Here is a 16,538-nt window from a genome sequence, read left to right on the forward strand (position 1 = left end):
AGCCGACGAATCCACGGAAGGACAGCCGAAGCGCCAGTCAGTCCTGGGGTCAGACCGCCGAGCGGAGCCACAGCAATCATCACTGTCAGTCCTCGTGGCCGAGCTGGAGGTCACGCTCGGTGCGTCCGCCCCCGGCGACCTGGAGCACCGTGGCCACCGGCGGGTAGCCGGCCGCGATGACCGTGTACTCGCCGGACGAGAGATCCACGAAACGGAAGGTGCCGTCGGGGCCCGTGGTGAGGGTGTCCACCACGTTTCCGGCCGCGTCGAGCAGGGTGACCCGTGCGTCCTCGACCGCCCGGCCCCCGGGGGCGCGCACCGTGCCGCGCAGCACGGCGCCGCCCGCGAGCTCCAGGTCCTGCCGGGTCTCGCGTGCGGCCTGCACGCTCACCGGCAGCGCGGCGGGGCGGAACGCGGGGGCGCTCCCGGCGAGGGTGTACTCGCCGGCCACCAACTCGTTGATGACATAGCCGCCTTCCGGGCCACTGCGGGTGGAGGCGACGACCTCTCCGCGTACGTCGGTGAGGGTAACGGCCGCGTCACGCACGGGTGTACCGTCCGCTGTCACCACGGTCCCGGCCAGCCGTCCGGCGCCGCCGAGTACCACGTCGAGATCGACGGGGCGCTCTCCGACGGTGACGCTGACCGCCTGCGGCTGGTGGCCGCCCGCCGCCGCGATGAGGACGTACGAGCCGGATCCGGGCACGCTCAGCGCGTACCGTCCGTCCTCGCCGCTCCCTCCGCGCCCGACCTGGCGCCCGGTGATGTCGATGAGGGTCAGGGCGGCGCGCGGCACGGTGGATCCGTCGTAGTGCTGGACGGTTCCGCAGACGGGGACGCCCGGGACGTAGGGGGCTTCCGGGACACGGGCGGCGGGCACGGCCGCGTCCGGTGCTGCTGCGGGGGCGTTGTGGGACACCAGCGGTTTCTCCTTGAGGAAGAAGGCGATGAACAGGCCGAGCACGAGCACCGGCACGAGGTAGAGGAAGATCCGGGGCATGGCGTCGGCGTACGCCCGGATGTAGCCGTCCCGCAGGGCGGGCGGCAGCGTGCGGACCAGCTGCGGGGTGACCGACTCGGGGTCGGGCAGCCGGGCGCCGGCCGGGATGGCGGTCCTGAGCGCGTCCGTGAGGCGGTTGGCGAAGAGCGCGCCGAAGACGGCCGCCCCGACACTGCCGCCGATCTGCCGGAAGTAGTTGTTGGCGCTGGTGGCGGAGCCGAGGTCGCGGGGTGCCACGGAGTTCTGCACGGCCAGCACCAGGATCGACATGATCAGCCCGATGCCGACACCGAGTACGGCCATCCAGATGCTGTACGTCAGCTGGGGGGTGTCGGTCTTCAGACGCGAGAGCAGCCACATCCCGACGGCCGAGATCGCGGTGCCGAGCACCGGATAGATCTTGTACCGGCCGGTGCGGCTGGTCAGCTGTCCCGAGACGATGGAGGCGATGACGACACCGCCCATCATCGGCAGCATGAAGAGCCCGGACTCGGTGGCGCTGGCGCCGTCGACCATCTGGAGAAAGGTCGGCAGATAGCTGGCGGCGCCGAAGAGCGCCACGCCCACCACGGCCCCGACGAGCGCCGTCACATTGAAGATCGGGTCGCGGAACAGCCGCAGCGGGATGATCGGTTCGGGCGCCCGGTGCTCAACGGCCAGGAAGAGCAGGGTCGTCACGGCGCAGCCGGCGGCCAGCCCGACGATGGTGCGCGAGCCCCAGGCGTACTCGGTGCCGCCCCAGGTGGTCAGCAGCACCAGACAGGTCGAGGCGGCGGCCAGCAGCAGCGCGCCGAGTACGTCGAGGCGGGGCTTCGCGGTCGGCTTCGGGAGCTTCAGCACGGCCGCGATGACGGCGAGGGTGACCAGGCCGAACGGCACATTGAGGTAGAAGCACCAGCGCCAGGACGCGTGGTCGGTGAAGAAGCCGCCGATGAGCGGCCCCGCGACGGACGCGAGACCGAAGACCGCGCCGATCAGGCCCATGAAGCGGCCGCGTTCGCGGGGCGGCACGATGTCGCCGATGATCGCCTGTACGCCGATCATCAGGCCGCCGCCCCCGATGCCCTGGACGGCGCGGAAGGCGATGAGTTCGTTCATCGTCCGGGACCAGCCGGCCAGCGCCGAGCCGATCACGAAAACGATGATCGCGAACATGAAGATGCTCTTGCGGCCGAAGAGGTCGCCGAGCTTGCCGTAGACCGGCAGGCCGATGGTGGAGGCGAGGAGATACGCGGTGACGGCCCAGGACATCTTGTCCAGGCCGTGCAGTTCACCGACGATCTTCGGCAGCGCCGTCGCCACGATCATCTGGTCGAGAGCCGCCAGCAGCAGCGTGAGCATCAGCCCGAAGAAGACCATCCGCACCCGGCCGGGGCTGAGTCCGGGCTGCTCCCCCGGCACCGGGGGCGGCGGGGGCGGGACGGCCACCGTCTCCATCAGGACAGTGGTCTGCCCCTCGGGAACGTCCTTCCCGTCCTTCCCGACCTTTCCGTCCTTCACCAGAGTGATTCCACCCACGTACCGCTCCCCTTCGTCGCGCCTGCGCCGCCCTTTTCTCGCATTCGGCGACAAGGGGGTGCAAGCGCGACGGAGGGCGCGCGAGGCGCACGCCGGGGGCTTCAGGGCCGGTGAGAGCCCCTACGGCGTACAACCGGGCCGTAAAGAAGACCACTCGAACCGGTGAGCATCAACTCCGCCCGAAGGGGTTACGGAGTGGACGGACCGAACAGCAACAGGACGGTCTACTTGCCGACTTCGGCGTCGAGCTTCGCGAGCAGTTCGTCGTAGATGCGGCCGAGCCCCTTGGGGGCGAAGGTCTTCTCGAAGAATCCGCCGATGCCGCCCGCGCCGTTCCACACGGTGGAGACGACCACCTTTGACCTGCCCTCGCCCGCGGGAGTGACCGTCCAGGTGGTCACCATCGAGGAGTTGCGGTCCTTCTCGGCGAGCTGCCCGTCGGTCGGCTCGGTCACATCGAGCAGGCAGTCCCGGATGCGCTTGCTGGTGGCCTGGAGCTTCCAGTGGACGAGGGTGCCGTCGCCGTCGCCGCCCTCCCGGACCTCGTACTCGCTGAAGTGTCCGGGCAGGAGCTTCTCGCGCGTACCGCTGTAGTCGGCGAGTGCGTCGAACACCGCCTCGGGGTCAGCCGCGATGATCCGCTCCGTGGTGGCCTCTACCTGCGCCATACCAGTTCCTCCAGCTGTCGTTCTTCAGTCGGTGTGATGAACCGCGTGCTGAGCCAACCACCTCGGGTGCGGCCACGGAAATCCGGGTTGCACGCACGAGGGGAACAGGTGTTCTATTACGAGGTACGTGCTATCGAGGGAGGCGCCATGCGCTGGGACCAGCTGACCGCGAACGGCGGGAGCGACACCGCAGGGAACGGCGGAACCGGTGAGAACGCCGCGCTGTTCGGGGCGGACTCGGTGACCACCCGCACCTTCGACACCCCGGAGTTCCGCGGTATCACCTTCCACGAGATACGGGCCCGTTCGATCGTGAACCGGGTGCCCGGCGCCTCCCGGATGCCGTTCGAATGGACGGTCAATCCCTACCGGGGGTGCAGTCACGCCTGTGTCTACTGTTTCGCACGCAGGACCCACAGCTATCTGGACCTCGACACCGGCCTCGGCTTCGACTCGCAGATCATCGTGAAGACCAACGCACCGGAACTGCTGCGCTCCAGGCTCGCATCGCGCCAGTGGCAGGGCGCGCACATCGCGATGGGCACCAATGTCGACTGCTACCAGCGGGCCGAGGGGCGGTACCGGCTGATGCCGGGCATCATCTCGGCGCTGCGCGACTACGCCAACCCGTTCAGCATCCTGACCAAGGGCACCCTGATCCTGCGCGATCTGGAGCTGCTCCAGCAGGCGGCGCGGGTCACCGAGGTCGGCGTCTCGGTCTCCGCGGGCTTCGTGGACGAGGAGCTGTGGCGCACGGTGGAGCCGGGCACCCCCTCACCGCTGCGCCGGCTCGACGCCGTACGCACCCTGACCGACGCCGGGATCGGCTGCGGGGTGCTGATGGCGCCGGTGATCCCGTTCCTCGGCGACCATCCGGACCAGCTGCGCGCCACAGTCCGCGCCGTCGCGGCCTCCGGGGCCACCTCGGTCACCCCGCTCGTCCTGCATCTGCGGCCGGGCGCGCGCGAGTGGTTCATGTCCTGGCTCGGTGAGCGCCATCCGCATCTGGTCCGGCGCTACGAGCGGTTGTACGCGGAGGGGGCGTACGCCCCCAGGTGGTACCAGCGCCGGATCACCCGTCAGGTGCACGAGCTGGCCGCCGAGTACGGCATCGGGCCGGCCCAGCGCGGTGTGCCGCGCCGGATCCCGGCACCGCGCGAGACCTCGCCCGCGGTGCCCACTCAGCTGACCCTGATCTGAGGCGGTACGGAGAGCTCGTCCGGCCCTGATCCGAAGGCCGGCCCTGATCCGAAGCGTACGGAGACCTCCTCCCGGGCGGCGGCACGGAAGCCCGCCCGGCCGAGGCCGGCAGCCCCGCCGACCCGAGCGGACCCGGGCGGGGCCCTAGCCGAGCAGGCCGAGCGCGCGGGACGCCGCGGTATGGAGCGCGGGACGGGTCAGGGCCGCTTCGAGCACGGGCCGCGCCTGCGGGTCGCCGAGCTGCCCCAGCCCCTCGACGCAGCCGAGCGCGATCCGCGGGTGGGGGTTGTCCGGGGTCAGCAGCGATGCCAGCGTGCGGATCAGCGCGGGCGCGGACTCCGGCGCCCGCAGCGCGGCGAGCAGCCGCACCGGCTGGAGCGCGTAGGCCGTGCGCAGCGGGTTGGTGGCGAGTGCGGCGGCGGCGCGCGCGGTACGCGGATCGCCGAGGCGGGCCAGCGCGTGGGCCGCGGGGACACAGCGCTCCGGGTCCCGGTGGTTGAGCAGCAGGACCAGCGCCTCGAAGGCCCGGCGGTCCCCGGCGCAGCCCAGCCGGAACGCCGCCAGCTCACGGGCCCACAGTGGCCGCCCCAGCTCGGTCAGGACCCGGGCCAGCTCCTCGTGGTCCGCGGTGGCGGCCAGCCGCTCGTACGCCGCCGAGCCGCCCGACTCCACGCGCAGCCGGTCCTGGAGCGACCGGAGTTGGTCATCGGAAGCAGAAGAAGCGGAAGCAGACGAAGCGGAAGCGGCGGATGCGGCGGATTCCATGCCCGAAGCGTAGAACCTGCCGGCCGGCGCCCCGGGGCCTTTCGCGGGACCCGGGGCGATCCAGATCACAGCGCCCCAGGTATGGCGGGCTCACTGCCCGGCGGTTACTCTCAGATGAGCGGGACACACCCCGCTCGTACCACCTCGGCGCGGCCTGGTGACGCAGCCGCCACGAGTGTCTGTCGGTTCAGTACTTCCGCAGTTCTGTACGGCGTGGCCCCGGGACCGGGTCCGCCGGCCCCTCTCACGACACCCTCCGCACGCCCCGGCGCGTACCCCTGGTCGCGTACCCCGGGTCCGGTCGGCACCGCGTGCGCCCCTCAGTCGTCACTCATCCCTGGAGTCCCCTGATGGACATCCCTCTGCACACCATCGCCGTGGTCGGCCTCGGCACCATGGGCACGGGCATCACCGAGGTCCTGGCCCGCGGCGGACGCGAGGTCATCGGCATCGACGTCAGCGCCGAGGCGGCGGGCCGCGCCGTGGCGGCGCTGGAAGCCTCCACCGCCCGCGCCGTGCGCCGCGAGCGGCTCACCGAGGAGGAGCGGCTGGACGTCCTCGCGCGCTTCCGCACCTTCTCCGATCTCCAGGCCGCCGCCGACGCCGATCTGGTGATCGAGGTCGTGCCCGAGTCGTACGAGACCAAGCAGCAGGTCCTCCGCGCCCTGGACGGGATCGTGCGCCCCACCGCGGTCCTGGCGACCGGTACCAACGCCCTGTCCGTGACCCGGCTCGCCGCCGACACCGCGCACCCCGAACGCGTCCTGGGCCTGCACTTCTTCAACCCGGCCCCGGCGATGAAGCTGGTCGAGGTGGTCTCATCGGTGCTGACCGCCCCGAAGGCCGTCGAGGCGGTCACCACGCTCGCCCGCGAGCTGGGCAAGGAGCCCGTCGCCGTCGGCGACCGCCCCGGATTCGTCGCCGACGGACTGCTCTTCGGCTACCTCAACCAGGCCGCGGCCATGTACGAGGCCAAGTACGCGTCCCGCGAGGACATCGACGCGGCGATGCGGCTCGGCTGCGGCCTGCCGATGGGCCCGCTCGCGCTGCTCGACCTGATCGGGATCGACACCGCGCGCACCGTCCTGGACGCGATGTACTCGGCCTCCCGCGACCGGCTGCACGCCCCCGCGCCGATCCTCAAGCAGCTCAGCAACGCCGGGCTCACCGGCCGCAAGTCGGGCCGCGGTTTCTACACGTACGAGGCGCCCGGCAGCGCCGATGTGGTGCGGGACGCCCTCACCCCGCTGGACGGCCCCCAGCCCACCGCGGCCCGCCCGGTCTCCTCGGTGGGCGTCGCGGGCTCGGGGACGATGGCGTCGGGGATCGCCGAGGTGTTCGCCAAGGCCGGTTACGACGTGGTGCTCGCCGCCCGCAGCCCGGAGAAGGCCGACACCGCCAAGGCCCGTATCGCCAAGTCGCTGGCCCGCTCCGTCGACAAGGGCCGGATGACCGCGGCGGCCCGTGACGAGACGCTGGCCAGGATCACACCGGCCGGTTCGCTCGACGCGTTCGCCGGAGTGGATCTGGCCGTCGAGGCGGTGGCCGAGGACCTGGAGATCAAGCAGCAGCTCTTCGAGACGCTCGACAAGGTCTGCAAGCAGGGCGCGGTGCTCGCCACCACGACCTCCTCACTGCCGGTGATCGCCTGCGCCCGCGCCACCACGCGCCCGCAGGACGTCGTCGGGATGCACTTCTTCAACCCGGCGCCGGCGATGAAACTGGTCGAGGTGGTCCGCACGGTCCTCACCGCCGACGACGTCCACGCGACGGTCCGCGAGGTCTGCACCGCGGTCCGCAAGCACCCGGTGGACTGCGGCGACCGGGCCGGCTTCATCGTGAACGCGCTGCTGTTCCCCTACCTCAACAACGCGGTCAAGATGGTCCAGGAGCACTACGCGACGCTCGACGACATCGACGCGGCGATGAAGCTGGGCGGGGGCTATCCAATGGGCCCCTTCGAACTCCTTGACGTGGTCGGCCTCGATGTCTCGCTCGCCATCGAGCGGGTGCTGCACCGCGAGTTCCGCGACCCTGGGCTCGCCCCCGCGCCGCTCCTCGAACACCTGGTGGCGGCGGGCTGCCTGGGCCGCAAGACCGGGCGCGGATTCCGCGAGTATGCCCGTCGCTGATCCGCCGGGCGGCTGGGGCGGGCTGCTGGAACCGGGTGGCAGCCCCGGCCCCGGCAGCCCGGCGCCACGTTCCGCAGGTCCGATGCAGTACGTTCGGACCATGCCCGAGCTCACCGGCCCCGTCCGACGGCCTGTCCGCAAGAAGGCGTCGTCCGACGCCCCTGAGAGTGCCGCGGGCAGCCGCGCGGCCGCCCAGCGCCTGAAGATGCGCCGTGAACTGGCGTCGGCGGCGATGGAACTCTTCGCGGCCAAGGGGTACGAGGCGACGACCGTCGACGAGATCGCGGCGCGGGCCGGAGTGGCCCGCCGTACCTTCTTCCGGCACTTCCGCTCCAAGGAAGAGGCGATCTTCCCGGACCACGACGACACCCTGGTACGGGCCGAGGCGGTGCTCAACGCGGCGCCCCCGCACGAGCATCCGCTGGACACCGTGTGCCGGGGCATCAAGGAAGTCATGCGGATGTACGCGGCGGCGCCCGCGGTATCGGTGGCGCGGTACAAGCTGACCCGTGAGGTGCCCACGCTGCGCGAGGCGGAGATCGCCTCGGTGGCCCGTTACGAGCGGCTGTTCACGCGCTATCTGCTGGGCCACTTCGACGAGCACGAGCAGCACGACGGCAACGACGATCCGCTGCTGGCCGAGGTCGCGGCGTCCGCCGTGGTCACCGCGCACAACCACGTACTGCGCCGCTGGCTGCGGGCGGGCGGCCAGGGCGATGTGGAGGACCGGCTCGACCATGCCTTCGCCATCGTCCGGGACACCTTCGGCACCGGGATAGGCGCCGGCCGCACCGCTGAGCGCACCCCGGCCGCGACCGTGCGGAGCAGTGGTGAGGTGCTGGTGACGGTGGCGCGTACCGACGCCCCGCTCGACGAGGTCATGCGCACCATCGAGCAGGCGCTGCGGAAGCACTGAGCGCACCCGACCGCACCCGTTCCGCGACGGCCGCCCCTGGGGGCGGCCGTTTCTGGCTTTCTCCGCTCATCCGTGGCCGCCCGGTGACAACTGAGGGAATTTGTTGGCACTCAGTGTCTTGCCACTTGGCACCGGGTGCCATACGTTGAAGGTGTCCGAGCGGCCGGCGTGCAGCGACCTCCGTGTGCCGGCTGTCCCCGTGGACCACGTGTTCACGCGCCCGGACGCCTGCGTCACAGGCACCTTCAGCGCCCCACCACGGCGCGGCCACTCCCGCTCACGCCGAACCGACGGCACACCTCCACAGCAGCAGCCCCGCCTCCCGCGGGGCCCACCCGACCAACTCCCCCAACCCTCATCGCCGGAGGCAGCACCGTGAAGGAAATCCTGGACGCGATCCAGTCGCGGACCGAAACAGCTGGCGGCTCGTCCGCTGCCACGGCGGCCGACTTCGCCGCCCTGCCCCTCCCCGACTCGTATCGCGCGGTGACCGTGCACAAGGACGAGGCGGAGATGTTCGCCGGCCTCGAAAGCCGCGAGAAGGACCCCCGCAAGTCGCTCCATGTCGATGAGGTGCCGGTGCCCGAACTCGGGCCTGGCGAGGCCCTGGTGGCCGTCATGGCCAGCTCGGTGAATTACAACTCGGTCTGGACCTCCATCTTCGAGCCGATGTCGACCTTCGGCTTCCTGGAGCGGTACGGGAAGCTCAGCGAGCTGACGAAGCGTCACGACCTGCCGTACCACATCATCGGCTCCGACCTGGCGGGCGTCGTGCTGCGGACCGGACCCGGTGTCAACGCCTGGCACCCGGGCGACGAAGTCGTCGCGCACTGCCTCTCGGTGGAGCTGGAGAGCTCCGACGGCCACAACGACACGATGCTCGACCCCGAGCAGCGCATCTGGGGCTTCGAGACCAACTTCGGCGGTCTGGCGGAGATCGCCCTCGTCAAGTCCAACCAGCTGATGCCCAAGCCGGGACACCTCAGCTGGGAGGAGGCCGCCGCCCCCGGACTGGTCAACTCGACCGCGTACCGCCAGCTGGTCTCCCGCAACGGCGCCGGGATGAAGCAGGGCGACAACGTGCTGATCTGGGGCGCGAGCGGTGGACTTGGCAGCTACGCCACCCAGTTCGCGCTGGCCGGCGGCGCCAACCCGATCTGTGTCGTCTCCAGCGACCAGAAGGCGGACATCTGCCGCCGGATGGGCGCCGATGCGATCATCGACCGCAACGCCGAGGGCTACCGGTTCTGGAAGGACGAGCAGACCCAGGACCCGCGCGAGTGGAAGCGGTTCGGCAAGCGCATCCGCGAACTGACCGGCGGCGAGGACGTGGACATCGTCTTCGAGCACCCGGGCCGTGAGACCTTCGGCGCCTCGGTGTATGTGACGCGCAAGGGCGGCACGATCGTCACCTGCGCCTCGACGTCGGGATTCACCCACGAGTACGACAACCGCTATCTGTGGATGTCGCTGAAGCGGATCATCGGCTCCCACTTCGCCAACTACCGTGAGGCGTGGGAGGCCAACCGGCTGATCGCCAAGGGCAAGATCCACCCCACCCTGTCGAAGGTGTACGCGCTCGACGACACCGGGCAGGCCGCGTACGACGTCCACCGCAATATGCACCAGGGCAAGGTCGGCGTCCTGGCGCTGGCACCCGCCGAGGGTCTCGGAGTGCGCGACCGGGAGCTGCGCGAGAAGCACGTCGACGCCATCAACCTGTTCCGCGACACCCCGGCGGCACCGGCCGCCGCCGTCGGCCGGAACGTCTGAGGTCTCCCGATGACTGAACGTCACAAGGACCGCCCCTGGCTCATGCGCACGTACGCCGGGCATTCGACGGCCGAGGCGTCCAACGAGCTCTACCGGCGCAACCTCGCCAAGGGCCAGACCGGTCTCTCCGTCGCCTTCGACCTGCCCACGCAGACCGGCTACGACCCGGACCACATCCTGGCCCGGGGCGAGGTCGGCCGGGTCGGGGTGCCCGTCTCCCATCTCGGCGACATGCGGCGGCTGTTCCAGGACATCCCGCTGGAGCAGATGAACACCTCGATGACCATCAACGCCACCGCCATGTGGCTGCTTGCGCTCTACCAGGTGGTCGCGGAGGAGCAGGGCGCGGACCCGGAGCGGCTCCAGGGCACGACACAGAACGACATCGTCAAGGAGTACCTGTCGCGCGGGACGCATGTCTTCCCGCCGGGCCCGAGCCTGCGGCTCACCACCGACATGATCACGTACACCGTGGCCCGCATCCCCAAGTGGAACCCGATCAACATCTGCAGTTACCACCTCCAGGAGGCGGGCGCCACACCGGTCCAGGAGATCGCGTACGCCATGTCCACCGCGATCGCGGTCCTGGACGCCGTACGCGACTCGGGGCAGGTGCCGCCCGAACGGTTCGACGCGGTCGTCGCACGGATCTCGTTCTTCGTGAACGCGGGCGTCCGCTTCATCGAGGAGATGTGCAAGATGCGCGCCTTCGGCCGCATCTGGGACCGGCTGACGCAGGAGCGGTACGGCATCACGGACCCCAGGAAGCGCCGCTTCCGCTACGGCGTCCAGGTCAACTCGCTGGGGCTCACGGAGGCGCAGCCGGAGAACAACGTCCAGCGCATCGTGCTGGAGATGCTGGCGGTCACCCTGTCCAAGGACGCACGGGCCCGCGCGGTGCAGCTGCCCGCCTGGAACGAGGCGCTGGGGCTGCCCAGGCCCTGGGACCAGCAGTGGTCGCTGCGGATCCAGCAGGTGCTCGCCCAGGAGAGCGATCTGCTGGAGTACGAGGACATCTTCGAGGGCTCGCACGTCATCGAGGCCAAGGTCGGCGAACTGGTCGAGGAGTCACTGGCGGAGATCGAGCGTATCCAGCAGATGGGCGGCGCGATGGCGGCCGTCGAGTCGGGCTACCTCAAGTCGGAGCTGGTCTCCTCGCACGCCGAGCGCCGCGCCAGGATCGAGGGCGGCGCGGAGAAGATCGTCGGCGTCAACTGCTACGAGTCGACCGAGCCCAACCCGCTCACCGCCGACCTGGACACGGCGATCATGACGGTCGACCCGGAGAACGAGGCGAGGGTCGTCGCCGCCCTGCACACCTGGCGCGACAACCGCGACGAGAGCGCCGCACAGGAGTCGCTCGCGGTCCTCAAGGCGACCGCCGCCGGGGACGGCAACCTCTTCGAGGCGACCGTCGGGTGCGCCCGTGCGGGCGTCACCACGGGCGAGTGGGCGTGGGCCCTGCGCGATGTGTTCGGCGAGTTCCGGGCCCCCACCGGAGTGGGCGGCGCGCCGGTCGCGGTGACGGCGGAAGAGGGCACCCCGCTCGCCGCCGTGCGGGCGGCCGTAACCCGTACGGCCCAGGACCTCGGCTCCGGGCGGCTGCGTCTGCTGGTCGGCAAACCGGGGCTCGACGGGCACTCCAACGGCGCCGAGCAGATCGCCGTGCGGGCCCGTGACGCCGGGTTCGAGGTGGTCTACCAGGGCATCAGACTGACCCCCGAGCAGATCGTCTCGGCGGCTCTGGCCGAGGACGTGCACTGCGTGGGCCTGTCGATCCTGTCGGGCTCGCACGCCGAGCTGGTGCCCGACGTGCTCGAACGGCTGCGCGAGGCGGGCGCCTCCGACATCCCCGTGATCGTCGGCGGGATCATCCCGAACGCCGACGGCACGGCCCTCAAGGAGGCCGGTGTGGCCGCCGTCTTCACCCCGAAGGACTTCGGGATCACGGAGATCATCGGACGTATCGTCGAAGTGATCCGGAAAGCGAACAAGCTCGACCCTCTGGAGGTCCCCGCATGACCGAGTCAACCGGCCCCGTGAACCGCCTGCGCCCAAGGCGTTCGTGTCTCGCCGTCCCCGGATCGAACCCGCGCTTCCTGGAGAAGGCCCAGGGCCTCCCGGCCGACCAGGTCTTCCTGGACCTGGAGGACGCCTGCGCGCCGCTGGCCAAGGAGGGCGCCCGGCACACCATCGTGGAGGCGCTCAACAAGGGCGACTGGACGGGCAAGACCCGGGTCGTACGGGTCAACGACTGGACCACCCACTGGACGTACCGCGACGTCGTGACCGTGGTCGAGGGCGCGGGCCACAACCTCGACTGCATCATGCTCCCCAAGGTGCAGGACGCCCAGCAGATCGCCGCCCTCGATCTGCTGCTGACCCAGATCGAGAAGACCATGGGGTTCGAAGTCGGCAAGATCGGCATCGAGGCGCAGATCGAGAACGCCAAGGGCCTGGTCAACGTCAACGAGATCGCGGCCGCCTCGCCCCGCAACGAGGCGATCATTTTCGGCCCCGCCGACTTCATGGCGTCGATCAACATGAAGACCCTGGTCGTCGGTGAGCAGCCGCCCGGCTACGGCGCGGACGCCTACCACTACATCCTGATGAAGATCCTGATGGCCGCCCGGACCTACGACCTCCAGGCGATCGACGGCCCGTACCTCCAGATCCGCAACGTGGACGGCTACCGCGAGGTCGCCAGGCGCGCGGCGGCCCTCGGCTTCGACGGCAAGTGGGTCCTGCACCCCGGCCAGGTCGAGGCGTCGAACGAGATCTTCTCGCCGTCCCAGGAGGACTACGACCACGCCGAGATGATCCTCGACGCCTACGAGTGGTGCACATCGGAGGCCGGCGGCAAGAAGGGCTCGGCGATGCTCGGCGACGAGATGATCGACGAGGCCAGCCGCAAGATGGCCCTGGTCATCTCCGGCAAGGGCCGCGCCGCCGGAATGCGCCGCACCACCGCCTTCGAAGCCCCGGAGGCCTGAACCATGCAGTTCGGACGCACCTACGAGGAGTTCGAGGTCGGCGCCGTCTACAAGCACTGGCCCGGCAAGACCGTCACCGAGTACGACGACCACCTCTTCTGTCTGCTCACCATGAACCACCACCCGCTCCACCTGGACAGCAACTACGCCGAGCAGACCACCGACTTCGGCAGGAACGTCGTCGTCGGCAACTACATCTACTCGCTGCTGCTCGGCATGTCGGTCCCCGACGTCTCCGGCAAGGCCATCGCCAATCTGGAGGTCGAGTCGCTCAAGCACATCGCCCCGACCTTCCACGGCGACACGCTCTACGGAGAGACGACGGTCCTGGACAAGACCCCGTCCAAGTCCAAGACCGACCGCGGAATCGTGTACGTCGAGACCAGGGGCTACAAGCAGGACTCCACCGTCGTCTGCGTCTTCCGCCGCAAGGTCATGGTTCCCACCGCGGCCTACATCGAGGAGCGCGGCGGAGAGCAGCCCGGCCGCCCGGTGCCTTCCTCCTAGCCGGACTCCCCACCAGGCGAACTCCCACCACCAGCGTGACGTCACAGGAGAAGCAGTCATGAGCCGACTCGCCCAGACCGCCGGTCTGACCGATGTGCAGCAGGAAATCCTGGCCACCGTCAGGGACTTCGTCGACAAGGAGATCCTGCCGGTCGCGACCGGACTCGAACATCGCGACGAGTACCCGTCGCAGATCGTCGAAGGGCTCAAGGAACTCGGCCTGTTCGGCCTGATGATCCCCGAGGAGTACGGCGGCCTGGGCGAGTCGCTGCTGACCTACGCGCTGTGTGTCGAGGAAATAGCGCGTGGCTGGATGAGCGTGTCGGGCATCATCAACACGCACTTCATCGTGGCGTACATGCTCAAGCAGCACGGCACCCAGGAGCAGAAGGAGACCTTCCTGCCGCGGATGGCGGCGGGCGAGGTCCGTGGCGCGTTCTCGATGTCCGAACCCGGTCTGGGCTCGGACGTGTCGGCGATCACGTCGAAGGGGATCAGGGACGGCGAGGAGTACGTCCTGGACGGCCAGAAGATGTGGCTGACCAACGGCGGCACGTCCTCGCTCGTCGCGGTCCTGTGCCGCAGTGACGAGGGTCACCCGGAGGGGACCGCCCCGCACCGGTCGATGACGACCTTCCTGGTCGAGAAGGAGCCGGGCTTCGGCGAGGTCCGGCCGGGACTGACCATCCCCGGCAAGATCGACAAGATGGGTTACAAGGGGGTCGACACCACCGAGCTGATCATGGATGGCCTACGAATTCCGGCCAATCGCGTACTTGGTGGCGTTACGGGCCGAGGGTTTTACCAAATGATGGACGGAGTCGAAGTCGGGCGGGTGAATGTCGCAGCGCGTGGCTGCGGCGTAGCACAGCGCGCCTTTGAACTGGGCATCGGCTATGCACAGCAACGTCACACATTCGGCAAACAGATCGCCCAGCATCAGGCGATTCAGTTCAAGCTGGCCGAAATGGCTACCAAGGTGGAAGCCGCCCATGCGATGATGGTGAATGCGGCACGCAAAAAGGACTCCGGGGAACGAAACGACCTCGAAGCGGGGATGGCCAAGTATCTGGCCTCCGAGTACTGCAAGGAGGTCGTGGAGGACGCCTTCCGTATTCACGGTGGATACGGGTTCTCCAAGGAGTACGAGATCGAGCGGCTCTACCGCGAGGCCCCCATGCTGCTGATCGGTGAAGGCACCGCCGAGATCCAGAAAATGATCATCGGTCGACGCCTCCTCGAAGAGTACCGATTCCAGGGCTGATTGTCCCTTTCGTGGCGATATATCAGCGAAGAAGATCACAGCCAGTCATCGTCTTCCGGCCGCCGACTCGGCTTCCTGGCTTGCCCAGTTGTGGTCCACAACCGATAGCATCGCCCGAAAGCCGCCGTCCCCCGTTCCCGCGCGGCATCATCCGCTACGAAGGTCATTCATGCCCCACAGCCAAACCTCTGCACCACGCGGTCGCGTCCGTCTTGCGCGCGGAGCATCGCCGTGGCTCCTGCCGACTGTCGCGACCGCGGCGCTCAGCCTGACCCGGGCCCGCCGGTCCGGCCGCTGGGCCGCCGTCGCCGTGCCCACCACCGCCCTCGCGGCGGGCATGCTGTGGTTCTTCCGCGACCCCGAGCGGGAGATCACACAGGGCCGGGTCATCTCGCCGGCCGACGGCGTAGTGCAGAGCATCATGCCGTGGAAGGACGGACGCACCCGCGTCGCCATCTTCATGAGCCCGCTGAACGTCCACGTGAACCGCGCACCGCTGGCGGGCACCGTGACGTCGGTCGAGCACATCCCCGGCGGCTTCGTTCCCGCGTTCAACAAGGAGAGCGAGAACAACGAGCGCGTTGTCTGGCACTTCGACACCGAGCTCGGCGACATCGAGATGGTGCAGATCGCCGGCGCCGTCGCCCGCCGGATCGTGCCGTATCTCCCCAAGGGCACGAAGGTGGAGCAGGGCGAGCGGATCGGCCTGATCCGTTTCGGTTCGCGCGTCGACATCTACCTTCCGGAAGGTATCGATGTCGCGGTCGAGGTCGGCCAGACCACCACCGCGGGGGTGACTCGAATTGACCGTGATTGATCCGGAGACACAGACCGGCTGGGTTCCCGAGGCAGAGGCCGAGGACGACGCCGAGGACATGCCGCTCTCCATGCGGCTGTCGATAGCGGACACGCTGACACTCGGCAACGCGACCTGCGGCTTCATGGCGGTGTACTTCACCACCACCGGAATCCTCATCCCGCACCTCCAGGGCAGCCAGGAGACCGGCATGGGGCGGCACTCCGCCGCGACCGCCGTGATCCTGATGCTGCTCGCCGCGATCTTCGACCTCTGCGACGGGCTCGTGGCGCGCAAGCTGCGCAGCTCGCCGATGGGCGCGGAGCTGGACAACCTCTCCGACCTGATCAGCTTCGGGCTCGCCCCGGCCTACTTCGTGCTCGTGTACGGGATGGTCGCGGACGACGCCCACCAGCGGGTCGCCGCGGTGGCGGCGATCGTGGTGCTGCTGGCGGTGGTGCTGAGACTCGCGCGGTTCTCCTGTGTGGCCCTGAAGGACGGCACCTTCCAGGGCATGCCGTCGCCCTTCGGGGCGCTGACGGTGGTCTCCATCGTGCTCCTGGAGCTGCCCTTCGTACCGACGCTGCTCGCGGTCATCGGGGTCGCCTGGCTGATGGTGAGCCGGGTCGAGTACCCCAAGCCGCGGGGTGTACTCGCGGTGGGAATGCTCAGCTGGATCGTGGGAGCCATGGGGCTGCTCGCCGCATGGGCGTTCGACGCCCCGGGCGGCCAGCTGCTCCTGCAGACCGGCTGCGCGCTCCAGGTGGTGCTGGGGGCGGTCATTCCGCTCTTCGCCACCGCGCGCCGGGTGAACACCTTCCGCGGCAACCGCCGAGAGGCGCGTACGGCGCAGCTGCCGTAGCTCCTGGACAACGCCGACAAAGCCGAAGGGCCCGAGTGCACATCGCACTCGGGCCCGTCGGGGTTGCTGTCCCGGCCCCCCCCGGGAGGGGCGGGGGGGGGGTGGGTGCGGCCCCCCCCGGGGGGGGGTAGACCCCCGCCACCA

13 protein-coding genes are annotated in these 16,538 nt (G+C 69.6%); 10 read left to right on the forward strand and 3 right to left on the reverse strand.

Annotation, left to right across the window (positions count from 1 at the left end):
• Positions 1-85: 85 nt before the first annotated feature.
• Both ACFXBC_RS33040 and ACFXBC_RS33045 read right to left on the reverse strand, forming a co-directional pair.
• On the reverse strand, positions 86-2,437 hold the full coding sequence (locus tag ACFXBC_RS33040) for an MFS transporter (protein WP_385033117.1): 2,352 nt from the start codon (positions 2,435-2,437) through the stop codon (positions 86-88).
• Positions 2,438-2,742: 305 nt separating this feature from the next.
• Positions 2,743-3,186: an SRPBCC family protein gene (locus ACFXBC_RS33045; RefSeq protein WP_385033083.1), complete on the reverse strand. Its 444-nt coding sequence runs from the start codon at positions 3,184-3,186 to the stop codon at positions 2,743-2,745.
• Positions 3,187-3,333: 147 nt separating this feature from the next.
• Between ACFXBC_RS33045 and ACFXBC_RS33050 the strand changes: the two genes are divergently transcribed.
• Entirely contained in the window at positions 3,334-4,386 is a 1,053-nt protein-coding gene (locus ACFXBC_RS33050; RefSeq protein ID WP_385033120.1) for an Rv2578c family radical SAM protein, read from the forward strand.
• Between the two features lie 144 nt (positions 4,387-4,530).
• Here ACFXBC_RS33050 and ACFXBC_RS33055 read toward each other — a convergent pair whose 3' ends face one another.
• A complete protein-coding gene (locus ACFXBC_RS33055; protein WP_385033086.1) occupies positions 4,531-5,151 on the reverse strand; it encodes a HEAT repeat domain-containing protein in 621 nt (206 codons plus the stop codon).
• A 350-nt stretch (positions 5,152-5,501) separates the two neighbouring features.
• On the opposite strand from ACFXBC_RS33055, the gene ACFXBC_RS33060 reads away from it, so the two are divergent.
• From ACFXBC_RS33060 to pssA, 9 genes are all read left to right on the forward strand, one after another.
• Positions 5,502-7,283 carry a 3-hydroxyacyl-CoA dehydrogenase family protein gene (locus ACFXBC_RS33060; protein WP_385033089.1) on the forward strand — a complete coding sequence of 594 codons (1,782 nt, stop codon included), beginning with the start codon at positions 5,502-5,504 and terminating at the stop codon, positions 7,281-7,283.
• 100 nt (positions 7,284-7,383) lie between these two features.
• On the forward strand, positions 7,384-8,199 hold the full coding sequence (locus ACFXBC_RS33065; protein ID WP_385033092.1) for a TetR family transcriptional regulator: 816 nt from the start codon (positions 7,384-7,386) through the stop codon (positions 8,197-8,199).
• Between the two features lie 375 nt (positions 8,200-8,574).
• Complete coding sequence (ccrA, locus tag ACFXBC_RS33070; RefSeq protein ID WP_385033096.1) at positions 8,575-9,972, forward strand: crotonyl-CoA carboxylase/reductase; 1,398 nt, start codon at positions 8,575-8,577, stop codon at positions 9,970-9,972.
• A 9-nt stretch (positions 9,973-9,981) separates the two neighbouring features.
• On the forward strand, positions 9,982-11,994 hold the full coding sequence (locus ACFXBC_RS33075) for a protein meaA (RefSeq protein ID WP_385033099.1): 2,013 nt from the start codon (positions 9,982-9,984) through the stop codon (positions 11,992-11,994).
• Complete coding sequence (locus ACFXBC_RS33080; RefSeq protein ID WP_385033102.1) at positions 11,991-12,965, forward strand: HpcH/HpaI aldolase/citrate lyase family protein; 975 nt, start codon at positions 11,991-11,993, stop codon at positions 12,963-12,965. The genes ACFXBC_RS33075 and ACFXBC_RS33080 overlap by 4 nt, the downstream gene beginning before the upstream one ends.
• Positions 12,966-12,968: 3 nt before the next feature.
• Positions 12,969-13,472, forward strand: coding sequence for a MaoC family dehydratase (locus tag ACFXBC_RS33085; RefSeq protein ID WP_385033105.1), 504 nt, complete (start codon positions 12,969-12,971; stop codon positions 13,470-13,472).
• 58 nt (positions 13,473-13,530) lie between these two features.
• Positions 13,531-14,736: an acyl-CoA dehydrogenase family protein gene (locus ACFXBC_RS33090; RefSeq protein WP_385033108.1), complete on the forward strand. Its 1,206-nt coding sequence runs from the start codon at positions 13,531-13,533 to the stop codon at positions 14,734-14,736.
• Positions 14,737-14,905: 169 nt separating this feature from the next.
• Positions 14,906-15,553, forward strand: coding sequence for a phosphatidylserine decarboxylase (locus tag ACFXBC_RS33095; RefSeq protein WP_385033111.1), 648 nt, complete (start codon positions 14,906-14,908; stop codon positions 15,551-15,553).
• The gene (gene pssA / locus ACFXBC_RS33100; protein ID WP_385033114.1) at positions 15,540-16,394 is read left to right on the forward strand and encodes a CDP-diacylglycerol--serine O-phosphatidyltransferase; all 855 of its coding nucleotides are present in this window, start codon (positions 15,540-15,542) and stop codon (positions 16,392-16,394) included. Before ACFXBC_RS33095 ends, pssA begins: the two co-directional genes overlap by 14 nt.
• Positions 16,395-16,538 lie beyond the last annotated feature (144 nt).

It is taken from the genome of Streptomyces sp. NPDC059398, from assembly GCF_042751845.1.
Classification (GTDB): domain Bacteria; phylum Actinomycetota; class Actinomycetes; order Streptomycetales; family Streptomycetaceae; genus Streptomyces.

Bases quoted from the DNA above. Each gene is read 5' to 3' on its own strand.
- ACFXBC_RS33080 (WP_385033102.1), top strand. From the start codon at position 11,991: ATGACCGAGTCAACCGGCCCCGTGAACCGCCTGCGCCCAAGGCGTTCG.
- ACFXBC_RS33065 (WP_385033092.1), top strand. From the start codon at position 7,384: ATGCCCGAGCTCACCGGCCCCGTCCGACGGCCTGTCCGCAAGAAGGCG.
- ACFXBC_RS33060 (WP_385033089.1), top strand. From the start codon at position 5,502: ATGGACATCCCTCTGCACACCATCGCCGTGGTCGGCCTCGGCACCATG.
- ACFXBC_RS33085 (WP_385033105.1), top strand. From the start codon at position 12,969: ATGCAGTTCGGACGCACCTACGAGGAGTTCGAGGTCGGCGCCGTCTAC.
- ACFXBC_RS33055 (WP_385033086.1), bottom strand. From the start codon at position 5,151: ATGGAATCCGCCGCATCCGCCGCTTCCGCTTCGTCTGCTTCCGCTTCT.
- ACFXBC_RS33090 (WP_385033108.1), top strand. From the start codon at position 13,531: ATGAGCCGACTCGCCCAGACCGCCGGTCTGACCGATGTGCAGCAGGAA.
- ACFXBC_RS33075 (WP_385033099.1), top strand. From the start codon at position 9,982: ATGACTGAACGTCACAAGGACCGCCCCTGGCTCATGCGCACGTACGCC.
- ACFXBC_RS33050 (WP_385033120.1), top strand. From the start codon at position 3,334: ATGCGCTGGGACCAGCTGACCGCGAACGGCGGGAGCGACACCGCAGGG.
- ACFXBC_RS33095 (WP_385033111.1), top strand. From the start codon at position 14,906: ATGCCCCACAGCCAAACCTCTGCACCACGCGGTCGCGTCCGTCTTGCG.
- ACFXBC_RS33040 (WP_385033117.1), bottom strand. From the start codon at position 2,437: ATGGAGACGGTGGCCGTCCCGCCCCCGCCGCCCCCGGTGCCGGGGGAG.
- ACFXBC_RS33045 (WP_385033083.1), bottom strand. From the start codon at position 3,186: ATGGCGCAGGTAGAGGCCACCACGGAGCGGATCATCGCGGCTGACCCC.